This is a genomic window from Paraburkholderia sp. MM5482-R2, from assembly GCF_050436125.1.
In the GTDB taxonomy this organism is placed as follows: Bacteria; Pseudomonadota; Gammaproteobacteria; order Burkholderiales; family Burkholderiaceae; genus Paraburkholderia; species Paraburkholderia tuberum.
The window spans coordinates 222016-245969 of the sequence record NZ_JBNDLP010000003.1 but is presented as its reverse complement, the minus strand read 5'-3'; the positions used below and the strand labels follow the sequence as shown (position 1 = coordinate 245969).

The 23954-nt window shown below is 63.5% G+C and carries 23 protein-coding genes; 18 read left to right on the top strand and 5 right to left on the bottom strand.

Features of this window, described 5'->3' with window-relative positions:
- Positions 1-23: 23 nt before the first annotated feature.
- A complete protein-coding gene (locus tag OKW37_RS23190; protein ID WP_429352759.1) occupies positions 24-1079 on the top strand; it encodes a ParB/RepB/Spo0J family partition protein in 1056 nt (351 codons plus the stop codon).
- A gap of 58 nt (positions 1080-1137) precedes the next feature.
- Here the strand turns inward: OKW37_RS23190 and OKW37_RS23185 are convergent, their stop codons facing one another.
- The gene (locus tag OKW37_RS23185) at positions 1138-2487 is read right to left on the bottom strand and encodes a replication initiation protein (RefSeq protein ID WP_184057688.1); all 1350 of its coding nucleotides are present in this window, start codon (positions 2485-2487) and stop codon (positions 1138-1140) included.
- Between the two features lie 1947 nt (positions 2488-4434).
- On the opposite strand from OKW37_RS23185, the gene OKW37_RS23180 reads away from it, so the two are divergent.
- Complete coding sequence (locus OKW37_RS23180; RefSeq protein ID WP_429403885.1) at positions 4435-5664, top strand: DNA-binding protein; 1230 nt, start codon at positions 4435-4437, stop codon at positions 5662-5664.
- A gap of 69 nt (positions 5665-5733) precedes the next feature.
- Here the strand turns inward: OKW37_RS23180 and OKW37_RS23175 are convergent, their stop codons facing one another.
- The 3 genes from OKW37_RS23175 to OKW37_RS23165 all read right to left on the bottom strand — a co-directional run bounded on the left by OKW37_RS23175 (position 5734) and on the right by OKW37_RS23165 (position 8057).
- Positions 5734-6816, bottom strand: a complete 1083-nt coding sequence (locus OKW37_RS23175) for a tyrosine-type recombinase/integrase (RefSeq protein ID WP_184031072.1) — start codon at positions 6814-6816, stop codon at positions 5734-5736.
- A gap of 115 nt (positions 6817-6931) precedes the next feature.
- On the bottom strand, positions 6932-7342 hold the full coding sequence (locus OKW37_RS23170; RefSeq protein ID WP_184052722.1) for a DUF2471 family protein: 411 nt from the start codon (positions 7340-7342) through the stop codon (positions 6932-6934).
- A gap of 67 nt (positions 7343-7409) precedes the next feature.
- A complete protein-coding gene (locus OKW37_RS23165; RefSeq protein ID WP_184057682.1) occupies positions 7410-8057 on the bottom strand; it encodes a helix-turn-helix domain-containing protein in 648 nt (215 codons plus the stop codon).
- Positions 8058-8194: 137 nt separating this feature from the next.
- Between OKW37_RS23165 and OKW37_RS23160 the strand changes: the two genes are divergently transcribed.
- Both OKW37_RS23160 and tdh read left to right on the top strand, forming a co-directional pair.
- On the top strand, positions 8195-9400 hold the full coding sequence (locus OKW37_RS23160; protein WP_429403884.1) for a glycine C-acetyltransferase: 1206 nt from the start codon (positions 8195-8197) through the stop codon (positions 9398-9400).
- Positions 9401-9428: 28 nt separating this feature from the next.
- Positions 9429-10460: an L-threonine 3-dehydrogenase gene (gene tdh, locus OKW37_RS23155; protein WP_090810329.1), complete on the top strand. Its 1032-nt coding sequence runs from the start codon at positions 9429-9431 to the stop codon at positions 10458-10460.
- A 41-nt stretch (positions 10461-10501) separates the two neighbouring features.
- Here the strand turns inward: tdh and OKW37_RS23150 are convergent, their stop codons facing one another.
- Entirely contained in the window at positions 10502-11152 is a 651-nt protein-coding gene (locus OKW37_RS23150) for a YceI family protein (RefSeq protein WP_429403883.1), read from the bottom strand.
- Positions 11153-11275: 123 nt separating this feature from the next.
- Here OKW37_RS23150 and OKW37_RS23145 point away from each other — a divergent pair, with 123 nt between their 5' ends.
- The 14 genes from OKW37_RS23145 (at position 11276) to OKW37_RS23080 (ending at position 23912) form a co-directional block, all read left to right on the top strand.
- Entirely contained in the window at positions 11276-11941 is a 666-nt protein-coding gene (locus OKW37_RS23145) for a TetR/AcrR family transcriptional regulator (protein ID WP_429403882.1), read from the top strand.
- Between the two features lie 13 nt (positions 11942-11954).
- Complete coding sequence (locus tag OKW37_RS23140) at positions 11955-12434, top strand: DUF1348 family protein (RefSeq protein WP_187612478.1); 480 nt, start codon at positions 11955-11957, stop codon at positions 12432-12434.
- Between the two features lie 249 nt (positions 12435-12683).
- Positions 12684-13202, top strand: coding sequence for a hypothetical protein (locus tag OKW37_RS23135; RefSeq protein ID WP_184031106.1), 519 nt, complete (start codon positions 12684-12686; stop codon positions 13200-13202).
- A gap of 136 nt (positions 13203-13338) precedes the next feature.
- Positions 13339-13515, top strand: coding sequence for a hypothetical protein (locus tag OKW37_RS23130; RefSeq protein WP_187612476.1), 177 nt, complete (start codon positions 13339-13341; stop codon positions 13513-13515).
- Between the two features lie 321 nt (positions 13516-13836).
- Positions 13837-15192, top strand: coding sequence for an MFS transporter (locus tag OKW37_RS23125; RefSeq protein ID WP_429403881.1), 1356 nt, complete (start codon positions 13837-13839; stop codon positions 15190-15192).
- A gap of 35 nt (positions 15193-15227) precedes the next feature.
- Complete coding sequence (locus tag OKW37_RS23120; protein ID WP_429403880.1) at positions 15228-16445, top strand: acyl-CoA dehydrogenase family protein; 1218 nt, start codon at positions 15228-15230, stop codon at positions 16443-16445.
- Between the two features lie 20 nt (positions 16446-16465).
- Entirely contained in the window at positions 16466-16987 is a 522-nt protein-coding gene (hpaC, locus tag OKW37_RS23115; protein WP_429403879.1) for a 4-hydroxyphenylacetate 3-monooxygenase, reductase component, read from the top strand.
- A gap of 2 nt (positions 16988-16989) precedes the next feature.
- Complete coding sequence (locus OKW37_RS23110; protein WP_429404395.1) at positions 16990-17694, top strand: EthD family reductase; 705 nt, start codon at positions 16990-16992, stop codon at positions 17692-17694.
- A gap of 50 nt (positions 17695-17744) precedes the next feature.
- Complete coding sequence (locus OKW37_RS23105) at positions 17745-18665, top strand: LysR family transcriptional regulator (protein ID WP_184037845.1); 921 nt, start codon at positions 17745-17747, stop codon at positions 18663-18665.
- A gap of 171 nt (positions 18666-18836) precedes the next feature.
- A complete protein-coding gene (locus OKW37_RS23100) occupies positions 18837-20144 on the top strand; it encodes an MFS transporter (protein WP_429403878.1) in 1308 nt (435 codons plus the stop codon).
- A gap of 136 nt (positions 20145-20280) precedes the next feature.
- The gene (locus OKW37_RS23095; protein ID WP_429403877.1) at positions 20281-21183 is read left to right on the top strand and encodes a LysR family transcriptional regulator; all 903 of its coding nucleotides are present in this window, start codon (positions 20281-20283) and stop codon (positions 21181-21183) included.
- A 206-nt stretch (positions 21184-21389) separates the two neighbouring features.
- Positions 21390-22598, top strand: coding sequence for a CaiB/BaiF CoA transferase family protein (locus OKW37_RS23090; RefSeq protein WP_429403876.1), 1209 nt, complete (start codon positions 21390-21392; stop codon positions 22596-22598).
- Positions 22595-23371 (top strand): enoyl-CoA hydratase, encoded by a 777-nt coding sequence (locus OKW37_RS23085; protein ID WP_429403875.1) that lies wholly within the window; start codon positions 22595-22597, stop codon positions 23369-23371. Before OKW37_RS23090 ends, OKW37_RS23085 begins: the two co-directional genes overlap by 4 nt.
- A gap of 70 nt (positions 23372-23441) precedes the next feature.
- Entirely contained in the window at positions 23442-23912 is a 471-nt protein-coding gene (locus OKW37_RS23080; RefSeq protein ID WP_429403874.1) for a hypothetical protein, read from the top strand.
- Positions 23913-23954 lie beyond the last annotated feature (42 nt).

Below are 23954 nucleotides of genomic sequence, written 5' to 3'. Positions count from 1 at the left end.
TTTATGCGCATAAAGGACCCTGAATGAAACCGTCCCAGTTCGCCAAAGGCTTTCAAGCACGTCCTGACACGACCAGCAGCGAAAAGCGCACCGCGCTCGACCGTCTGAATGCGATCGACGGCCTGGTCAGCAACGAGGCGAAAACTCCCACGATCGCCGGGCGTCCGATTCCGGCCGTCTTGCCGTCGCGTCTGCAGGACGCGAAGATTCCTGATCCGGACAACGAATCGGCGGCCTACCGCGCCTGGAGGCTCGAGCACGGCTATCGTCCCGGCCAGATCATCGAACTGGCGCTCAAGACGATCAAGCCGAGCCCGTTCAATCCACGGTACTTCTATGTGAAGTCGTCGATTGCGGAGCTTGCCGTCAATCTGGCGAAGCAGGGGCAGCAGCAGGCGATTCACGTCATTCCCGACTATGACAACCCTGGCACCTACTTCGTCAGTGACGGCGGCAGACGGGTGCGTGCGCTGAAAGAAGCGAACAAGGAGTCGGTGAAAGCGATCGTCATCGATCTGCCGATCGGCATCCAGAGCTACAAGCTCGGTTACGACCTCAACGTGCAGCGCGACTCGCAGACGGTGTTCGACAACGCGGTCGTGTGGCGACGCTTTCTCGACGAGCGGCATTTCCAGAGCCAGAAGGAACTGGCCGAACATCTCGGCCTCGACGAATCGACGGTCGCAGTCGCGCTGTCCATCGCCAAACTCCCGGAAACCGTGATGCAGGAGATGGTCGCGCGCCCTGACCGCTTCGGCTCGAACATGGCGTATCAGGTGGGCCGCTACCACACGGCTCGCGGCGCGGAGGCGACACTGCGACTGATCAACCGGATCCTTTCCGACGATCTGAGCACACGCCAGGTCGCCGACATCGTCAAAGGCCGAGCGACCTCGCAGGAAAGCGCCAAACCGGCGGGCCGGCAGCGCTACGCGCAACGTCTGGAAATCAAGCTTGGTGGTGTGTCGGTCGGCGATCTGAAGTCGTATGGGGACGACCGGCTCGAGTTGCGCCTGAAAGGCCTCACGCGTGAAAAGCGCGACGACATCCTGCGGCAGATCGAGAAGATGCTGAAGTAAGACGTGAGGGCGGTGCGCATGCACCGCCGCCTGGATTTCAAAGGCAGTTATCGACCCATCACGCCGCGCGCGACTGGCTCAGCGTAAAGGCGAGCAGGTCGCCGTCGGTCGGTTCGCCCCAGGTCCTGCGCGCGAGCCAGTCGAAGAACGCCGTTTCGACGATCTTCGAATCGAGCCCGCGACGCCGCCAGTCGTCGCGCATGTGCGTGCCGAGCCCCGGCAATTCATCTTCCTCGAACGACTGTCGCGCGATATCGCGCTCCGACTCGCCCTGTTCGTTGTACAACTCGTAGGCCTGCTTGCGACGGTAAGCCGAGTATTCACCGAGCAGACGCGCCTTCAGATCGTCGGCCGGCGACGCCGCGGCCTTGCTGGTGCCGCCACCCGCGGGCAGCGCCTCGACCGGCGGCGCATAGCCTTTCTTCAACGCATCCTTGAACAGCGCCGGCGCACTGCGCACCGGCGGCAGTGACGTGCTGCGCATACGCTGCTCGGTCATCTGCAGCGCCGCGCGGATCCGGTTCTCCTCGCTGTCCGCATAAAGCGTCTGCGCCTCCTTGAGCGGAATGCCGATCTTCACCATCCGGTCGACCAGCGTGCTGTCGAACACGTTCGGATGTTCGTCGAGCGCGAGCATCGGCTGCTTGCGCTCGGTCACGCGGAACTGGATTTCAGCGACGCGCCGACCCTCGCGATGCTCGATCAGCTCGACAAAAATGTTCGTGACCGCGTTGACCTCGGCGATGGCCGGACGCAGGTAGTCGCGCTTGAAATACTTGTACTCGCGCTTCGCCTCGTCGCCGGCTTCAGTGTCCGGCGTGCCCGACAGAATCGGCCGCCACCATTCCCAGGTCTCGCGCATCGTCAGGTGGCTGGGGTTGGTCAGGTAGCGCACGCAAATCTCGTAGAGTGCGAGGCCCGCGCTGCTGCGCAGTTGGCTCTGGAACTGCAGACTCAGCCGCGCATACTGAACCGGATCGAGCAGTTTCTTCTTGATCTTCGGCGCAAACGAAAACTCGACCCAGACGCGACGCGTGGTCGGATCTTCGAGAATTTCCGCGTCCGCGATCAGCGTCGAAATACCCCATTTGCGGCCAGGCTTCTGACTCGACGTGCCGGTGCTCCACTCGACCTGCACCGACACCATGCGGCGCAGATGCTCCTTGACGAGCGCGGTGTCATTGGAATCGAACGCGGAATTGGCGACGATGTCGGACAGCAGCGCCCGATAGGTGTCGCCCGATTCATCCGCTTGCTGGGCCACCGCGAGTAACACGTTAAATAGCTTGCGCGTGAGCAGCGTGATCTTGCCGCTCTTGGGCTGGATCGCGATCGCCTCGACGGCTTTGCGCAGCTCAGCCGAGCTCGGGCTGACAACATCGGTCTTTTTCGCGCGCTTGGTGGCCATGCGTCGGGGTGAGGAGGGGATTTCGCGAGAGCATACCGGCTGTGGTGATACGCGTCTATAGCGCCCATCTCACCATTGCCGGTGAAGCGAGTTTACGAAGCGCAACTCACCTCGAGCAACTCCCGAAAACCCTCACCTCGTGTGCGTGCCGCCAGGATCGGGCTCTCCTTGCCGGCCGCGGCGTTTGCGAATCGGGCTCGTTTCGCCGCGTGCGGCAATGGGGAGCATTTGATCCCGAATCTTCTCACCTCAAAAATTTTCGCTGATTTTTTCGAGACCCTTGTGTAAACGGATGGTGTCCGGGGCGGGTGATGACTTCGTCGTGCGGCCTCGCGATCGTTTCGTCGATCGTCGCGTGCTGCCGGCCGACGCACAGTCCGGATCGATAGATGGAATGCCCGCACGGTATTGGGACCGCAACGCGGCGCGGGCCTGCGACGGGCGCCCCGTCAGCCCTGCTGTCGGTGCATCAAGCTTCCTATCGTCGGGCACGACTTCGAGCTTCGTCCGAAGCCGCCGAAAAAGGGGAGATCCAACCACAGGCAAATCCTCACCGCTCCCATGCTCCCGAAAAACCTCACCGTAGCTCCGCAGAACGGCACAACACGACACGCGCTCATGCCGCGCCAGTACCGCATTTCCCCAATGCAACCTCCTGAAAAGCGTCACCTTTGACCTTTACGGAGGCCCTGGCGCCCCCTCCCAAAGAACTCCTGAAAACTCTCACCTTTGCTCGAGGACAGTAAAAAAATCAATGATTTCCGTGACTTGCGATAATCCCATCTAGCGCTCGAACCACCGCTGTCCCCGTAAAACCTCACCTTAAGCCCGTTTTTCGCACCGCAGCACTTTTCATTGCGTCCCCATGAATCTCCCGAAAAGACTCACCTTTGCAATCAGAGACCAGGTATACCTACGCTCGCAAATTGCCATCCGCCGGGGCATCTCCGGCCGATAGCCCGCGTTTCAGTCCCGAATCTCCTCACCTTAATGCGCAGAACCCTATCCAGACCCTCCCGAAAAGTCTCACCTTTGACGGAATCCCCGGCCAAATCAGCTCGAGGATCTAGCTGATCAGCCAGTTCCCCGAATCCCCTCACCTTTCCAATCGCCAGCGGTTCCCGCCGACCAGTCTTTCGGGCAATCGATGCGTCGAATTCCATGTTGGCTCCCGTAAAACCTCACCTCAGCAGTATGGATGCTCAAAAAGAAAGCAAAACTGGACCCCGCGCCCCGAAAAATCTCACCTTCGTTTTACGTTTTCTCCCGCCACGGCTCACCAAAGCGGTTAACCACCCCAAAAAACCGGCAAAAAACCACGCTCGCGAGCCTCCCGAAAGCCCTCACCTTGCTGCAGACCAAACCGAACAGACACTGTCGAGGGCTGTCGGGCGCTTCGCGGCTGCGAAGTCCCGCAAAACCTCACCTTTGCCCAAACCCCACGTATACGGCGTTTCCTGAACCCGCTCACGTTCCGTCCCGGAGCCGCTCACCGAGCTTCCCGAACCCCATCACTCGAGTTTCCCGCAGACCCTCACCAAGTCTCCCGCAAAGCTTCACCTTGCTGGCCTGAAAGCCCCGCCAGATAAGGGTTTGCCGAGTCGTTAACGTCTTTAACAAGGGTTCAAAGGTGTTTATTTTTATTACTCTCAAGCCTTACACCCGCGAGCCCCGTGAAACACAGGCCCACCACCCCGCAGCCATTGCCGATCAATCGTGAAACAGTGCGCGATCATGCGGAAATCAAACAAAATTCTTCTAATACAATGGCTTATTAGCTATTCTTCGTTTTGTTTCACGGAGAAAAACGGCAGGCGCGTGTTTACCATCGCAATCTGCACGCAAAAGCCCGTCGGTATACGCCAATCCGTTCGCCACCGATAAATCGGTAGCAAACACTACGTAAATTGTTATGATCCATCCAATTCGAGCCACATCGAGGTAAACATGAATCTGGATCAGGAGCGGCAAGCCATTCGCGACGAGCTTGAATCGATGCGTGCGCAGGGCGTGCGCCGCCAGGATCTGTCGCTGCATGCATGCAAACGGCTTTTTTTCGATCTCGGCATCCGGCCATCGATGGCGGCCGTGCGCGATCTCACGCAAACCGGCAGCGCGAGCGACATCCCGAAGGACATCGATCATTTCTGGGAGCGCATCCGCAGCGTGTCGCGGGTCAAGGTCGGAGCGGGCGCGATACCAAAGGCACTGGAAGATCGCGCCGGCGAACTGCTGGGCGCGTTATTCGAAGAAGCGGTCGTGCAGGCCAAAGCGTCGCTCGATGGCGAACGTGAAGAGATCCGCGCGCAGATCAGCGCCGCCGATCTACGCGTACGCGAGGCGGAAATTCGTCGGGATGCGGCCGACGACGCCATCAGGCGCAGCGAAGCGCGCGCCGAAACCGCGTGGGAGCGGGTTCGCGCACTTGAAACGCAGTTATCGAGCGCGACTACGCACGGCAGCGTTCACCTCGAAGGCATGCAGGCAACCACGCGCCGGCTCGACCAGGAGAACGAGGCGCTGCGGCAACGGCTCGAAAACGAACAGACTGCCAATGCTGCGTTGCGCGACCGGATCGACGCGTTGCACGTCGAATTGCGGCAAAGCACGGAGCACTATGCACAGCAGATCAAGGATGCGGTGGCCGAAGCCGAGCGGCGCGTCAAGCCGATGCTAGTCGAACTCGACTCGCTGCGTAGCATGGCCGCGACGTATCAGTCCGGCGTGCGTGATGCGAGCCGCAAGGAATTCGAGTTCATTCAGCAGATTGCCGCCGCCAAGGCGCGCACCGATCGGCTCGACGCGCAGCTGCGCGAGCAGTCGGACGAAGTCGACGCGCTGACGAAAGAAGTCGCCGCCCTGCGTGGCCAGCAGGGCATCGATCCAGCCATCGCCGTACTGCTGTGCTCGCTGGCTACTGACGGGCGGCTCACGAGCAAAGAGTTGAGCATGATCGGCACCGCGGCTGACGGCCACGTGACGCTGCCCGCGAGATGCCCGAAATGCGAGGAAGGTGAGCCGGAGCTCTCGCAGGTCGATCACCGTTTCGAACTGTTGTGCCCGGAATGCGAGCACTCTTCCGGCCTCGGCGAATCGAGGCTCGCGGCGGTGAACCAGTTTCTGTCGAACGACGGCGCCACCGCGCCGTCGTCCCGCTCCGTGCACGCGATGCGTTAACCAGAGGCGGCCAATCTAACGGAAAAACGTCAAAGGTGAGGAAATTCGGGACCGCAACGGTGAGGTTCTTCAAGGTTCGCCGGCTCCCGTTTTTCTCGTCAAACGCCCGTCACGGCGGGGCTCGGCCAACGGTGCCGCAGCTGGATCCGGCTCCTCTGTCGCGGGCGAATCCTGCTGATCAATCCAGGTTTGCCACGCGCGATATAGCCGGTTCGCGGACACCGCCTGCACGAAGCCGAGCCATTGACCGACCTGTTCGGCCTCTACCCCGCTTTCGAACAGGTCCGCCGCAAACGTGTTGCGCAAGGTCTGCGGACTCGCGCGCGATTGGCGCGACGTGGCAATCCCCGCTGCATCGACGAGCGCATCCACCGCGCGCAGCATCGTGGCCTTATGCATCGGCCTGCCCGACGGCGATGCGGGAAACACAAGCTTGCCGGCCAGTTGCGTCAGCCGTCGTTCGGCTAGCCAGGCGTCGAGAATCGCCGTTGCGAACGGCGCGAGTCGCGTGCGCCGCGTCAGCACTGGATTCGCGGACTCGATCGTGACCCACGGCGAGCCCTCTCTCACGCAACTAACCGTAAGCGCTCCCGCTTCGCCCGTCTTCAGTCCTGCGCCCAGAAACACCGCGATCAACGCGCGATCGCGTCGCTCTCTCCAGCGCTGCGCGGTCGACAACGCCGGCAACGGCGCGAACAGCCGCGCGATCAACGCAGTGCGTTCCGCATGCGTGAGAAACCCGGTCGGCTCATTGTCGCGCGCATTGCGCCACGCGGCTTCCCCGTCCTGAGCGATGAAACGAGCCGGGTTGGTCGACGCAGATTCGATCTCGCGCACGTGATCGAGCACGCGCTCGATAAGCCGCAAATAGCGGATCCGCTGCGTTCTGCGAATCTCGAGGCTGGCGACGAATTCGGCGATTGCGGGCGTGTCGACCGTCGCGAGGCTTTGTTGCCGCGCGCCGAGCCAATCGAGAAACTGCCCCCACTGCGCCTGATAGACCAACGCCGAAGAGCGACGGAAGTGCTGCTTCGCGAGCCACGCATCGAACGCGACCTGCGGGTCGCGACGCCAGTCTTCGCGTTGCTGATCGAACAGATCGGTGGAGGGCGCGGGACGGGGAACGGGGTCGGACAGATGAGGGGGTGACATGGGCAATCCTTCCGTTAGTTGCACCGTTTGGTCCGCGTATTGTAGGCGCTGAGCGCCGCGAGGCCGACCGCGAGGAATGGATGAGGATCCGAGCCATCCCGACGTGGTGCCGCCATTAGCCGCCCCACGCCCGGGCGCGCTTTAAGGGCGCATCGGCCGGCCGTGGCAGCGCCGCCCGGCGCGCCGCTTGCCGCGCCGCTTCCTCGTACGCATTGACGGCAAACGCAAAAACGGCCGGCAATGCGTTGGAGGTGCCGAAATCCACGCGGTCATCGGTTTCTGGATAAGGCAGATCGGACGGGCGCTGGAACAGCCCGAGCATCAGCGCGTCGTGCCGGCTGGCAAAACCGAGATCGGCCAGCGCCTCGGCTTCGATGGCATGGAGCAGACGCCACGTGAGCGGCACCTGCCTGACGATGTAGCGCGCGGCGATGCTGCGCACGATATGTTCGAGATCGCGCGCGGCGGTCTGGAAGCGCAGCGCGGCGAGAGTTTGATCGGTAGGGTCGGTTTTCAGGTTGTTCATTCTCGGCTCCAATCGACACCTGATACTGTACAAACATACAGTACCGGGCGCAACCTGGCCGAACGGCCTAACCGTGAATCACGACCAGCAGCGCTTTCGCCTCGCTCTTGCCGACGTTGCGGATCGCATGCGGAACATCCGCGACGTAGCGCGCGGTGTCCGCGACCTTGAGCCGCTTCGTCGCGCCGGCCGCCTCGATTTCGATCGAGCCGTGCAGCACGGTCAGATGCTCGCGCGTGCCTGGCTCGTGCGCGTTCGACACGAGGGCCCCGCCAGGCTGCAGCGTCAACTCGTACCACTCGAACTTGCCGGCCAGCTCGATCGGTCCCCACACACGCAACTGGTATTTCGCTTCGTGACCGCTTAGCGTAGGAATATCGCGCGGTCCGGAAACGGCGATTGCCTCAGGCGACTTCGGCGGCGCAAACAGCGAATCGAGACTTACGCCGAGCGCATTGGTCAGCCGCCACGCAACCGCGATCGTCGGATTGGCCTTGTCGCGCTCGATTTCCGAGAGCATCGATTTCGATACGCCGGCCGCGCGCGACAGATCGTCGAGCGTCATGCGCCGCTCGGCGCGCAGCCGTTGAATCTGTTCGCCGACGCGCGGCGGCGCCGCAATCGCCGCACTCGGCGGTAATGCCGCGCTGGCGGAGGTGGGCGCCGCATTGGACGCGGTGCGGCGTGTACCCGAACTTGCCATTTCCAGACCCATCGTTTAGAGTTGTTCGATATACCGGATTTTAGTTCGGAAAAACGAAAATATCCGATAAAGCTGACAACCGACTATAACAGGCCGCCCTTCCCGCACGCATGCGAATGCGGGCGCCATCACTCTCAGGAGTCCCGTTCATGCGTGACCAATACCTTGCCCATTTGCGCGGCACCCTCGACCAGATCCGCGCCGACGGCTTCTACAAGAGCGAGCGCGTGATCGCGAGTCCGCAGTCGGCCGACGTGCGTCTTGCCGACGGCAGCGACGTGCTTAACTTCTGCGCAAACAACTATCTCGGTCTCGCCGACGACACGCGGCTGATCGAAGCCGCCAAGCAAGGCCTCGACAGCGACGGCTTCGGGATGGCGTCGGTGCGCTTCATCTGCGGCACGCAAACCGTGCACAAGCAACTCGAAGCGGCGCTCGCCGCGTTCCTGCAAACCGACGACTGCATTCTCTACTCGAGCTGCTTCGACGCGAACGGCGGCCTGTTCGAAACGCTGCTCGACGAAAACGACGCGATCATCAGCGACGAGCTGAATCACGCGAGCATCATCGACGGTGTGCGGCTGTGCAAGGCGAAGCGCTTTCGCTACAGGAACAACGACCTCGGCGAACTCGAAGCGCGCCTGCAGGAAGCCGATGCGGCGGGCGCGCGCTTCAAACTGATCGCGACCGACGGCGTGTTCTCGATGGACGGCATCATCGCGAACCTCGCCGGCATCTGCGATCTGGCCGACAGGTACGGCGCATTGGTGATGGTCGACGACTCGCACGCCGTCGGCTTCATCGGTGAACACGGTCGCGGCACGCCCGAGCATTGCGCAGTGATGGCGCGCGTCGACATCATTACTGGCACGCTCGGCAAGGCGCTCGGCGGCGCATCGGGCGGCTACGTCGCGGCGCGCAAGGAAGTCGTCGAGCTGTTGCGGCAGCGCTCCCGCCCGTATCTGTTCTCGAACACGCTCACGCCGAGCATCGCGGCGGCGTCGCTGAAGGTACTCGAATTGCTCGCCAGCGATGAAGGGGCGTTGCTGCGCGCACGCGTGCGCGAAAACGGCGCGCATTTCCGCCGCGCGATGAGCGCGCTCGGCTTCACGCTCGTGCCGGGCGAACATCCGATCATTCCGGTGATGCTCGGCGACGCGCAACTCGCGGGAAAGATGGCCGATGCGCTGCTGAAGCAAGGCGTCTACGTGATCGGTTTTTCGTTCCCGGTGGTGCCGCGTGGCCGCGCGCGCATCCGCACGCAGATGAGCGCCGCGCACACGCCGGAGCAGATCGACCGTGCCGTCGAGGCGTTCGCGCGCGTCGGCCGCGAGCTCGGCGTCATCACCACGTGATCGCCGCGTGATTCGAATGGAGAAGCAGATGAAAGCATTGGCAAAACTCGAACGCGGACCGGGCCTCACGCTGACCGACGTGAAGAAGCCCGAAGTCGGTCATAACGACGTGATGATCCGCATCACGCGCACCGCGATTTGCGGCACCGACATTCATATCTGGAAGTGGGACGACTGGGCGCAGAAGACGATTCCGGTGCCGATGCACGTCGGCCATGAATACGTCGGCGAAATCGTCGAGATGGGGCAGGAAGTGCGCGGCTTTGCGATCGGCGATCGGGTGTCGGGCGAAGGACACATCACCTGCGGCTTCTGCCGCAACTGTCGCGCGGGCCGCCGGCATCTGTGCCGCAACACGATCGGCGTCGGCGTGAATCGCGAGGGCGCGTTCGCCGAATACCTGGTGATTCCGGCCTTCAACGCGTTCAAGATCCCGCCTGAAATCTCCGACGATCTCGCCGCGATCTTCGATCCGTTCGGCAACGCGACGCATACGGCGCTGTCGTTCAACCTCGTCGGCGAAGACGTGCTGATTACCGGCGCTGGGCCGATCGGCATCATGGCGGTCGCGATCGCCAGGCACGTCGGCGCGCGCAACGTCGTGATCACCGACGTCAACGACTATCGCCTCGAACTCGCGCGCAAGATGGGCGCGACGCGCGCGGTGAACGTGTCGCGCGAATCGTTGCGCGACGTGATGCACGATCTGCACATGACCGAGGGCTTCGACGTCGGACTCGAAATGTCGGGCGTGCCGAGTGCTTTTACGGGCATGCTCGAAGCGATGAACCACGGCGGCAAGATCGCGCTGCTCGGCATTCCACCCGCGCAAACCGCGATCGACTGGACCCAGGTGATCTTCAAAGGCCTTGAAATCAAGGGCATTTATGGGCGCGAGATGTTCGAGACCTGGTACAAGATGGTCGCGATGCTGCAAAGCGGCCTCGATCTGTCGCCGATCCTCACCCACCATTTCAAGGTCGACGACTATCAGGAAGCCTTCGCGACGATGCTCTCCGGCGAAAGCGGCAAGGTGATTCTCGACTGGACCTCTGCCTGAGTCGGCACCTCACCGTCTGAACGCTGACGCCCGCAGCGCGCTTACGCGCCTGCGGGCGTTTTCACGAACTCGGCCTGGACGCGCACGTGAATATCGTCGCCGACGGCCGGATACCAGGTAGACAGACCGAACTTCGCGCGGCTGAAATGACCGTCCGCGGAAAAGCCAAGCGTGTCCTTTTTCGTCAGCGGATCGGGCGCGAAGCCGTTGAACGTGACGTCGAACGTGACCGGCTGCGTGACGCCGCGGATCGTCAGATCGCCGCTCAGCGTGCCGCGCGCTTCGCCGGTGCGCTCGAAACGCGTGCTCGCGAAGCGGATCTGCGGATAGCGCGCGACGTCGAGCATGCTGTCGCTTTTCACCATCTTGTCGAGCAGCGGCACGTTCGTGTCGATGCTCGCGGCGTCGATCGCGACCGACGCCGTGCTGCGCTCGAGGCCGCCGTCGTTCCAGTCGAGCTCCCCCTGCTTGCGATCGAAACGCATCGTAAAGCGCGTGTATTTGAAGTGATCGATATCGAACGTGATGCTCGTATGGTCCTGATCGATGTCGTAGCGTCCGGGCGGCACGCGCGCCTCGTTCTGACTGACCGAATGCGTGAGCACCTGGATCGGCGTGCAGGCCACCGCGCCCAGCAGCGTTGCGCCGAGCAGCGCGCGCATCCACGCGGTGCGAACGGAGGATGGTTTCATCGAAGCGATTCCGGTTGAGCGGTGATCAAGCGATCTCCATCACGATAGCAGCAAGCGCACCCACAGCGCCGAAGCTCGAAGAAAAACTTGACGATGGAGAATGATCGTTCTACCTTTTCGTCCATGACACACGAAACGATTCCGACCGATCCAAACGACGCGGCCCAGTCCGGCACGGCGCGCGAGCGGCTGCTCGATGCCGCCGAGGCGCTCATCTACGCCGGCGGCATCCATGCAACCGGCGTAGATGCGATCGTGCGGCAGTCCGGCACCGCGCGCAAAAGCTTTTACACGCATTTCGAGTCGAAAGATGCGCTAATCGCGGCCGCGCTCGAACGGCGCGACGAGCGCTGGATGAACTGGTTTATCGCCGGCACGCAACGGCGCGGCAAGGGCGCGCGCAGACGCCTGCTCGGCATGTTCGACGTGCTGCGCGAGTGGTTCGCATCGGCGGATTTTCATGGCTGCGCGTTTCTGAACGCGGCCGGCGAAATCGAATCCGCCGACGATCCGATCCGCGTCGTCGCGCGCAAACACAAGGCACGGCTGCTCGGTTTCGTGCGTGCCGAATGCGTCGCGTTCGTCGTGGAAGCCGAAATCGATGCGCGTCGCGCGGCGCCGCTCGCGCGGCAATGGCTCGTGCTGCTCGACGGCGCGATCGCGGTGGCGCTCGTGAGCGGCGAAGCCGATGCGGCGCTCGACGCGCAGGCGGTTGGCAAGACCTTGCTCGATGCGGCAGCGAAACCCGCCGCAACCAAACGGCCGCCATCGCGGCGCACCATAACCTGACTGAGGAACCATCATGGCCGATACGATCGAAGCTCGCCCGCCGCTGCCGCCATTCACTCGCGATACCGCGATCCAGAAAGTGCGCGCCGCGGAAGATGCGTGGAACACGCGCGAACCCGAGCGCGTATCGCTCGCGTACACGACGGATAGCGTGTGGCGCAACCGCGCCGAATTCGTGCATGGCCGCGCGGAGATCGTCGGCTTTCTGCGCCGCAAGTGGGCGAAGGAGCTCGACTATCGGTTGATCAAGGAACTGTGGGCGTTCACCGACAACCGCATCGCGGTGCGCTTCGCGTACGAATGGCACGACGATTCGAACAACTGGTTCCGCTCGTATGGCAACGAGAACTGGGAGTTCAACGAGCATGGTCTGATGGCGCATCGTCACGCAAGCATCAATGACCTGCCGATCCGCGAAGCCGACCGCTTGTATCGCTGGCCGCTCGGCCGGCGGCCCGACGATCACCCCAGCCTGTCCGATCTCGGTCTGTAGACGTTCCCACCACATTCATCGCCGGCGGCGCACCTGATGCGCGCCGCGAACTTCTTCACCGCTTGTTCATCACGGCGCCATCGGTTCTCCGTTATCGTGGCGGTTCCGGCTGCGGGGGCACGTCGCGTGCCCGGCCGGCCGAGCGAGTCCCCAACATCGACCGCACGGCTTCAGGTACAGTGCGCGACGGGCGGCACGCGGATCGCCAGAACACCATGACACCGGCGCTCGACCGGTGACGGAGAAGAAATGCACGTCAGGCAGATGAACAAGAATATCCGGCGCGCCGCGGTGGCGCTTTTCGCCAGCTTCGCGGCGCTCTCCGCGGCGCACGCGGGCAACTGGTGTGACGGCGGTGTATGGGTCGACGCGATGCTCGGCTCGTATCACATCAACCCCGATCCCGATACGCACTTCGAGCAGTTCAATCCCGGGCTTGGCGTCGAATGCTGGCTGAACAACCAGTGGGCGCTGACGGCCGGCGGCTTTCGCAACTCGCTGCGTCGGCCGTCCTACTACGGCGGCGGCGTGTGGGCGCCGGAGTTCGCGCATTGGGGAATCGTGCGGATCGCGGCGATCGGCGGGATCATCTCCGGCTATAACTATGGCAACTGGGGGCTTGGCAGCAATCACACGATCGGCCCGGTGGTCGCGCCGATCGTGATGCTCGAATACAAGCGCGTCGGCGCGAACTTCATCGTCATTCCGCCGATCCCATCGGACAATCTGCCCTTTACGATTGGTTTTCAGCTGAAGGTAAAGTTCTGATGGAGCCGTAAGGAACGTGAGCGATAGCCCCAGGTGAGGTTTTTCGGGAGCCAAAGGCTTCCGTTCTACCCGGATTGAGCAATTGCCGCGAGCGCGAGGTCTCGAATGCGGGGCCGACCTCCTGGAACTCCTCACCATGGCGCACAAAGCGTCGTTCTCTCGACTCCTGGAAATCCTCACCATCCTGGAAGACCTCACCTCAACAGGCTCGCTTCAACTTTTAGCCCTGCATTCCAGCGTGTTTTTCGCGCACTGGACACCGACGCGCTCCGCGCTCGCTGGTCCGAAACGCAATCGTTCACCACAACGCTGAAGCCAGCGAAGCACGCGCTGCGCACTTCGATGCACCTCATCCCCATCGCCGTTCCGACGCACACCGCGTGAGCCGTCGCGCATCCCGCCCACCGCTCCCGTAAACCCTCACCGTAGCGCCACCTCCTGGAACTCCTCACCATTCGCGCGTCGCCCGACCCGGGCCTCGCCCATGCACGCCATTCATATCGATCATTTTTGGCCCGAATTTGACCGCGTTTATCGCCGCTCATATCGTGCAGCCATGTCGTCCGGATGTGATTCGCCCCGCTGCGTAGAGCCATCGTCATGCGGGAACCTCAATCTTCGTTCTCCCTGAGCCATGAACTCTGACGCCGTGAATTCCGATCTGAGCGCCCCGCTCGCATCACGCCGGTCCGCCGCCGCGACGAGCGGCGTACGACGTGCGGTCACGACCGCCGTGCTGGGTCAAATCCTCGAATGGTATGACTTCTTCCTGTATGGAACGGCCGCGGCGCTGGTATTCGGCAAGCTGTTCTTCCCCGTCGGCAGCGATCCGCTCACCGGCACCATCGCCGCGTTCGGCGGCTTCACGGTCGGCTTCATCGCGCGGCCGATCGGCGGTGTGCTGTGCGGACATCTCGGTGACCGCTACGGGCGCAAGCTCGTGACGATGCTGACGCTGTTCGCGATGGGCACGGCGACTATGTTGATGGGCGTGCTGCCCACCTACCAGCAGATCGGCCTCGCCGCGCCGGCGCTGCTCGTGTGTCTGCGCATCGTGCAGGGGCTCGCCGCGGGCGGCGAATGGAGCGGCAGCATCCTGCTGATCCATGAGAACGCGCCGCAATCGAAGCGCGGCGCACTCGCCGCATGGAGTCCGTGCGGCGCGGCGCTCGGCTTCGTGCTGTCGACCGGTGCGTTCCTGCTGGTGCAGAACCTGTCATCTGCCGATTTCCTGAGCTGGGGCTGGCGCATTCCATTCCTCTGCAGCGCCGCGCTCGTCGCACTGGGCTTGTGGATGCGCCGCTCGGTCGGCGAAAGCGCCGCGTTCGCTCGAGCGAAGGCAACGCGTCGCGACACCCGCATGCCGGTGATCGAAGTGTTGCGGCAATGTCCTCGCGAAGTGCTGACGATCTTCGGTTTGCGCTTCGGCGAAGGCGGTGCGTCGTACATCTTCTTCGCGTTCTCGATCGCGTATGGCCAGTTCCTCGGCATCAAATCGAGCTGGATGCTCGGCGGCCTGACTCTTTCGATGCTGCTGATGATTCCGTTCTCGCTGTTCTTCGGCTACCTGACCGACAAGGTCGGACGCAAGCCCGTGTATCTCGCCGGCGCGATTGCGTTGGTGCTTGTCGCATGGCCGTACTTTGCGCTGCTCGGCTCCGGCGAATACTGGAAAGTGATCACGGCCCTCGTGCTGGCGAACAGCCTCACCCTCGGCATCCTCGAAGGCGCGCAGCCCGCGTTCATCAGCGAACTGTTGCCGGTACATCTGCGCTTCTCGGGGCTTGGCATCGGGCGCGAAATCTCCTCGGTGCTCGGCGGCGGCCTGTCGCCGATGATCGCCACGGCGCTGCTCGCGCACTATCGCAGCGCGACGCCGGTCGCTCTGTATCTCGGCGTGCTCGGCCTGATCACCGTGATCGCGACGCTGCTCGCCCGGGAGACCTATCCGAAAGCGATGCGCATCGAAGCGCATCAGGAAACCGAATGACATCGTTCACATCACTGAATCAAGAGGTAACGCGCATGCACGCCGTTCATACCGCTAGCGCCCGCGCTTGCACCGCCGACGCACCCATCATCGACACGCAGCAGGACTACCCCGAATACACGGGCCCGCTGTCGCTCGATGACCTGATCACCGAAGTCGAGCGTCGCCGCGACGAGTTCGATGCGGTTTCACACGTCCCGCGCGACATGATCCTGAAGATGAAGCGCGCGGGCATCTTCCGCGCGAGCACGCCGAAACGCTTCGGCGGCGACGCGCTGCCGCCGCCACAGTTTCTGGCGATGCTCGAACGCATCGCGATCGCCGATGGTTCGACCGCATGGGTCGCGGCCTTTGGCTCCGCGAACACGTATCTTGCGTCGCTGCCGGTCGAGACTCAGGCCCGCATCTACGCGTCCGGTCCGGACCAGGTTTTCGCGGGCGGCCTGTATCCCCTGCAACCGGCCGAGCGTGCGCCCGGCGGCTACGTCGTGTCGGGTCAATGGCGTTTCGCGAGCGGCTGCAAGGGCGCGGACTGGCTCGGCGTCGGCATCGGTGGCGCGCCGGGCAAGGTCGGCGACGCGAACGCGGGCAAGCCGTTCACGGCCGTGTTTCCGGCGAGCGAAGTCGAGATCGTCGACAACTGGAACGTGGTCGGCATGCAAGGCACCGGGAGCCACGATCTGCGCCTGAAAAACAAGTTCGTCGACGAGCAATGGACCTTCGTGCGCGGCGGTGCGCCGCTGATCGACGAGCCGCTCTACCGCTACCCCGCCGTCGCATATCAGGCACAGGTGCATGCGGCTGTGAACCTCGGGCTCGCGCGCGCGGCGCTCGACCTGCTGGCCGGTATGTCCGGCGTAACCAGAACGACGACCGGCGCGCCGCGTCTTGCCGACCGCGCGTACTATCGCTCGGGTCTCGCGCAGGCCGAAGCGAATCTGCGCAGCGCGCGCGCGTTCTTCTTCGAGTCGGCGCAAACTTCGTGGCGCACGGTCATGGCGGGCGACCCCGTGTCGCCCAGCGAGGCCAATCTGCTGCGGCTCTCCGCGACGCATGCCGCGCATACGTGCGCCGAGGTGGTCATGCAGGCGTACAAGATGGCTGGCATCGGCGCGATCTATCGCGAGAGCCACATGCAGCGGATGGTGCGCGATTCGATCGTCGTCACGCAGCATGCGTTTCTCGGCGAAGGCACCTACGACGCGTCGGGCGCGCTGTTCGTCGGCATACCGCCGGTCACGCCCTATCCCTGAGCGACATAGGAGCGACTGTCATGACGCACGACGAAACGCGCACGCACTTCCGCGACGCGATGGCTTGCCTCGGCGCGGCCGTCAACATCATCACGACCGATGGTCCGCGCGGGCGCTGCGGCATCACCGCGAGCGCTGTCTGTTCGGTGACCGATACGCCACCGACCATGCTGGTGTGCATCAATCAATCGAGCTATGTGCATGACGTGATGCACGAAAACGCGAACCTGTGCATCAACATCCTTGGCGCGCACTGCCAGGACCTGGCGCGCGTGTTCGCGGGCATGACGGGTTGCTCGATGGACGCGCGTTTCGATCAATGCGCGTGGCAGCCGGGAGCGCTCGGCGCTCCGGTGCTTGGCGACGCGCTCGCGAGCCTCGAAGGACAGATCGTCGACAGCAAGACGGTGGGCTCGCACTCGGTGATGTTCGTGCGGATCGAGCGGATCGCCACGCGCGATGACGGCGATGGCCTCGTCTACTTCGGCAGGCAGTTCCACCGGCTTGCGCGTGCCGGTGTCGCGGCTTGCGAGGCGGCATGACGATGCAGGTCTGTCTCTTTCTGATCGGCACGAGCGACGCGCGGCAATCGCTCACGGACCCGCCCGCGCTGCTGCGGGCCGCCACGCAAGTCGCGGGGCTGCGCAAGCTGATCGTGCACGAGCCGATCGCGGGACAGGTCGATGCGCGTATCGCGCCGGCGGCCGATGCGCCGTCGTGCGTGCTGCAGTGGTACTTCGACGAACTCGAGCCGCTCGAAGCCGCGCTCGAACCTGACGGCGCGATCGCGCACGCGTTGCATTCGGCCATGCGCGCCGAATACAGCCCGCAAAGCTTCTCGCAGCAGGTGATGGCCGTGCGCATCTTCGCGCCACCGCAGGCTGCGTCGGTCGAAGACAACGCGCAACGCTGCACCTATCTGGTCGCATACGAAGGCGTCGCGCAAGACTTCAACGCGTGGCTTACGCACTATCTGGCGCATCATCCGCCGTTGATGCTGCAATTGCCGGCGCTGCGCGAAATGGAGATCTACACGCGCATCGACAGCCGCAGCGGTTTGCCGTTTGCGCGCGTGAGCGCGATGCAACGCAACAAGGTCGTGTTCGACGATGCGAGCGCGCTCACCGATGCGCTCGCGTCGCCGGTGCGCGATGCGATGCGCCGCGACTTCCAGGCGCTGCCGCCGTACAGCGGGGCGACGCCGCATTTTGCAATGCGCAGCATCTACGGTAACCTCGCCGCATATTGACCGGCGCGTCGCGCGGCCCAGCGACGTGCCTTAGTTTGCGAGAGCTGCGCATGAACAAGCTGAATCCCGGCATCGCCGATCTGAATCTTCTGCGCGTGTTCCTCGCGATCTGGGACCTGCGCAGTCTGACGGCGGCCGGCGATCGGCTCGGTCTCACGCAACCGGCGGTCAGTCATGCGCTGCGCCGTCTGCGCACGCTGTTCGAAGACCCGCTGTTTTCGCGCACGCCCAATGGCATGGTCCCCACCGATGCCGCGTACCGCCTCTATCCGCCGCTCGCGCAAGCGTTCGCGATCATCAACGAAGCCGTGCAGCAGCTGGCGAAGTTCGAGCCGTCGACCGCGCGACGGGTGTTTCGCGTGTCGATGTCGGACATGTCGGAGTTCTACTTCTTGCCCCCGCTCGCCGCGCTGCTCGATCGCGAAGCGCGCGGCATCCGCATCGAGGTTGCCAATGTGCCGGTCGAGTCGGTCAGCGCGGCGATGCGCGCCGGCGAAGTCGATCTCGCGCTCGGCTATGTGCCGGGTCTCGACGCGGGCTGCGTGAGCCGGACGCTGTTCGTCGACGAGCACGTGTGCGTGGTGCGCGCCGGTCATCCGCTGCGCAAGACGAGGCCGAGCCGCGAAGATCTGAGCGCGCTACGCTACGTGTACGCGAGCACCAATGCGACCGGGCATCGGATGGTCGAGCAATGGCTCGACGAGCTGAACCTGAAGCGCGAGGTCGTGCTGCGGCTGCCGCATTTCGTCGTCGCGCCCGAGATCGTGATGAATACCGATCTTGCCGTGATCTTTCCGAAAAGCATCGCGAAGCGCTTCAACCGCGGCAAGGCGTTCCGGATTCTGCCGCTGCCGTTTCCGCTGCCGCCGATCGAAATTCAGGTGCACTGCCACTCGCAGTTCGCGGCGGACCCCGGCATCGCGTGGCTGCGCGAGACTATCCATACGATGTTTCATCAGCCGGCACGCTGAGCGCCCGTGAGCTTGCCCGCGGGTGCCCGGGCACGCCGGGCATATTAGCTGCACTGATACCCGCCCTGCTTTTCGGCTAATTTGACGCCACTATCTGTCGCCTCGACACTGCGTATCGTGCGAAGCCTTTTCTGAAAGGCCGCCATCCCCCCAATTCAGATGCGAGCAGACATGTCCTCCGTTCAATCCCCGATCGCGGCCGGGCGCGCCACAGCAGAGTCGGATCGCGCACTCAGGAAAATCATCATTGCGTCGGTGGCCGGCAACGCGATGGAGTGGTACGACTTTTTCGTGTACGGCACCGCGGCTGCGCTCGTGCTCGGGCAACTGTTCTTTCCCGCGCACGCGGACCCGTTGATCGGCACGATCGGGGCGTTTGCCGCGTTTGCGATCGGCTTCGTCGCGCGTCCGCTGGGCGGCATCGTGTTCGGGCATATCGGCGACCGCTATGGACGCCGCGCGTCGCTCGTCTGGACGCTGCTGATCATGGGCTTTGCGACCTTCGGCATCGGGCTGTTGCCGACCTATGAGCACGTCGGTCTGGCGGCCCCCGTGGCGCTCGCGGGCTTGCGCTTGCTGCAAGGTATCGCATCAGGTGGCGAATGGGGCGGCGGCGTGCTGATGATCAGCGAGAACGCTCCGCCCGAAAAACGCGGCTATTTCGCGGCGTGGAGTCAGCTCGGCGTGGGCGGCGGCTTCGTGCTGTCGGCGGGCGCGTTCCTCGCGGTGCAAGCGCTGCCGCACGATCAGTTCATGTCATGGGGATGGCGTCTGCCGTTTCTCGCGAGCATCGTGATTTTCGCGCTCGGCGTGTACATCCGTCACAACCTGCCGGAGAGCCGCGACTTCGAGAACGCGGAGAAAGCCGGCAAGACCGCACATATGCCGGTGCTCGAAGCGATCAAGCGTCACCCGAAAGAGATCCTGATGGCGATGGGTCTGCGGGTCGCGGAAAACGGCGGCGCCTATATCTTTCTCGCGTTCTCGCTCGTGTACGGCAAGTTCGTCGGCATTTCGAATTCGGTGATGCTGACCGGCGTGATGCTCGCGATGGTGGTCGAAATGGGCGCGATGCTCGCGTGGGGCAAGCTGTCGGACCGCATCGGGCGCAAGCCGGTGTATATGATCGGCGCGGTGTCGCTCGTGGTGATGGCGTTTCCGTTCTTCTGGCTGCTCAACACGCAGTCCACGCCGCTGATCTGGCTCGCGCTTTTGCTCGGCACGGCCGTCTGCCACGGCGCGATGATCGGCACGCTGCCAGCGCTCGTCGGCGAACTGTTCAGCACCGAAGTCCGCTATTCCGGCGTGGCGCTCGGTCACGAAGTCGCGTCGATCTTCGCGGGCGGCCTGTCGCCGCTGATCGCGACCGCGCTGCTCGCGCACTACCAGGCCTACTGGCCGGTTGCCGTGTTCCTGATCGTGCTCGGTCTCATCACAGTCGTCACGCTGAAGTTCACGCACGAAACGCGTCAGCCGTAATGCTTCGCCTGCCTGGCGTGCAAGCCTTCGCGCGGTGACGTGTATCGCGCGAAGGCTTCGCTTTGGCCCGCGCAGTATGAGGTAAAGGAGTGCGGTAACATGGCACTCCCCCAAGACCCGGTCCTCATGTCAGCGCATGAAAGTCGACACCACCACCGTTCGTCTCGTCGTCGCGATGGTCGAAGAGGGCAGCATCTCGCGGGCGGCCAACCGGCTGGGGCTCGCGGTGGCGGCGGCGTCGCGGCGTGTGTCGGATCTCGAGGAGCAACTCGGCACGAAGCTCTTCAGGCGCGTACCGCACGGCGTGGAAATGACCGAGTCGGGTGGCAAGCTGCTCGGCTATCTGCAGCAGGTCGACACGCTGGTGGACCGGCTCGCGAGCGAGGCGCAGGCACTCGTGAGCGGGTTCGACGGACGCATCGTGATCGGCGCGCCGAAAGCCGTGATCATCGAGTTTCTCGCCGCGGATATCGCCGCGATCCGGAATGCCTATCCGGGCATCTCGCTGAAGATCGTCGAAGAGAACAGCCGCATCGTGCAGCAGATGTTGCGCGACAAGATGATCGACATCGGCATCTACGAAAAGAAGAGCGGCTTTCTCGATCTGCCGCAAATGCGCTATCGCGAGGACCGGCTGGTGCTCGTTTATAGCCGCGCACATTTCCATCTTGATCCGCAGCCGGTCACGCTCGACGCCTTGCTCGAGCTTCCGCTCGTCAGCCTCGGCAAGGGCTCGGCAATCCTTGCCGCCGTGCAGCGCGCGTTTCACAGCCGCGGCCGCCGCTTCGATTGCGACTATCTGGTCAATGGTTTCGACACGATGCTCGCCGTCGTGCGCCACGGGCTCGGCGTGGGTCTGATGCCGCCCGACGTGCTGCGCAGCTTCCATCCCGAGGACGGCCTCGGCGTCGTCGAGCTCGCGGGTGACTGGCATCAACGTAGCTACGTACTGTCTTGTGTGGAAGGACATGCGCAGGCGCAGACGCTGCGCAACGTCGAAGCCGCGCTCACGGCCGGACGGCGCGTGGCCGGCCGCTGAAGCGCGGGCGCAGCAGTTCCTGCGCTCGACGCCCTCGACTGCAAAGCACCCCCTTCGTCTTTTGCGAAACCAGGTATGACCGTCGCATTCTTGCGGCGGCACCCTCGCGTGCGCGACAGTTGACGCACGCCAACACGGTGCTGCAACGGCCGGCCGCGCGACGCGCTTCGCGCGACAGCGGCCCGGCAGGAAAAACAGGGGACGACATGACGCAAAACCACGCACAAACACCATCCAGCGACGACGCGGAAACGAACAACCGGCCTTTGCCGCTACAAGGCATCCGCGTGCTCGACGTCAGCCAGGTGATGGCCGGCCCGTTCGCCTGCATGATGCTCGCCGATCTCGGCGCGGACGTCATCAAGGTCGAACCCCTCGAAGGCGACCAGACGCGCGGCGCCATGGGCTTCAAGATGAAAGGCCCGGACAGCATGGGCTTTCTGAACATGAACCGCAACAAGCGCTCGGTCGCGCTGGACCTGAAGACCGACGAAGGGCGCGAGTTTTTCTACAAGCTGGCCAGGACCGCCGACGTGATCGTCGAGAATTATCGGCCCGGCGTGGTTCAGCGGCTGCGGATCGATTACGAGACGATCCGTGAAATCAACCCGAAGATCGTCTACGCGAGCATCTCGGGCTTCGGTCAGAGCGGCCCGTGGTCGCAGCGCCCCGGCTTCGACCTGATGGCGCAGGCCATGTCCGGCGTCATGAGCGTGACGGGCTACAAAGGCGGCAAGCCCGTGAAGGCCGGCGTGCCGGTGGCGGACATCGGCTGTGCGCTGTTCGCCGTGTACGGCGTGCTTTCCGCTTATATCGGCGCGCAGAAGACCGGGCAGGGGCAACACATCGACGCGTCTCTGTTCGATTCGGCGATGGCCTTCTCGATCTGGGACATGTCGGATTACTGGGGAACGGGTGTCGAGCCGACGCCGCTTGGCACCAGCAACAAGATGAGCGCGCCGTATCAGGCCGTGAAGGCGCGCGACGGTTACTTCGTGATGGGCGCAACCAACCAGAAGCTGTGGTCGCGTCTTTGCGAACTGCTGGAGCGGACCGATCTGCTGACGAATCCCGAGTTCGAGACCGTTTCGCTGCGCCTGAAGAACCGCGAGGCGCTGATCGAATCGCTCGAGAAGTCGTTCGGCCAGCGCGACTGCGAGGCATGGATCGAGACGATGCTGGCCGCGGGCATTCCCGCCGGACCGATCCTGTCGTATCCGCAAGCCTTCAGCAGCGAACATGCGCAGTATCGCCGCATGTGCATGGAGATCGACCATCCGGTTGAAGGCAAGGTCAAGAACATCGGCTTTCCGGTCAAGATGCTCGGTACGCCGCAGCGCGTGCGACGCCATCCGCCGCGGCTGGGCGAGCACAACGACGAGCTTTACGCAGAGATCAACGGGGCCGCGAAATGAGCGAAGCGACGAGTGAGAAAGTCAGGCTCGAACGTCTGACGGAGTCGGTCGCGCAGATCGTGATCGACCGCCCCGAGCGGCACAACGCGATGTCGATTCCGATGTACGAGACCTTGCTGGCATTGATCGACCAATGCCGCGCGGACGAAACCGTAGGTTGCATCGTTCTACGCGGCGCGGGCGGCAAGTCCTTTATCTCGGGCACCGACATCGACTACTTCCGCGACTTTACGGCAGGCTCGCAGGGCGTCGAATACGAAGCGCTCGTCGAACAGGTGATCGACGCGGTCGAACGCATTGCGGTGCCCACCGTCGCCGCGATCGACGGTTGGGCCGTGGGTGGCGGACTCGCCATCGCTACCGCGTGTGACTTCCGCATCTGTGCGGAGGGCTCGCGCTTCGGCGCGCCGATCGCAAAGACGTTATCGAACACGCTGTCGTCACGCAATCTCGCGAGGCTCTTGGCGGCATTCGGCGTGCCGCGCGTGAAGAAGATGCTGCTGCTCTCCGATTTCCTCAGCGCCGCCGAAGCGCACGCGTGCGGCTATGTGTATGACGTCACGGCGAAGGAACAGGTCGGCAACGCGGCGTGCGCGCTCGCCGAGCGGCTCGTTGCGCTATCGCCCGTGACGCAGCACGCGGTCAAGGAGAGCTTGCGGCGCATCGTGATCGATCAAAGCCTCGCAGACGAGGATCTCGTCGAGCAGGTGTACGGCAGCCAGCGGTTCCGCGACGCCGTCGCGGCCTTCGGTTCGGGAACGCCGAAAGACTGAGCGTCCCGGATCGCACGCGCTAGTCGCGTGGCTTCACCACAAAAAATAAACCGCATCTGGAGGACGACACATGAAACGCCTGTCGCTGAAGGCCACCACCACCGCGCTGGTGATGTTGTGCCTGATGTATTTCATCACCTATGTGGATCGCGTCAACATCAGTACGGCAGCGGGGCAGTTCAAGAGCGAGCTCGGCCTCAGCAATACGCTGATCTTCCTTGCCGCGGCGATGTTCTTCAACGAAATGAACGTCGGCCCGATGTGGGCGATTCCGATGGACGTCGCCTACGACCGCTCCGGCACGGCCAGCGGCATCATGAGCGGCACCGGCTTCACTGCGGCGATCGCGAGCCCAGTCATCGCCGGGTTGGTCGCCGACCGGTTGCACAGCTGGGATCTGACGTTCGTACTGTCGATCGGCGTGATGCTCTTCGGCATCGTGCTGAGCTTCTTCATGAAGCCGGACATACCGTTTTCGAATGACGCGACGCAGCCGCGCAGCGAATCGCAACGCAAGGAGGACGCGCTGTCGGGCGCTTGACACTTCAGCATAAAATAAATCGCATTGATGCAAGCACGGTTT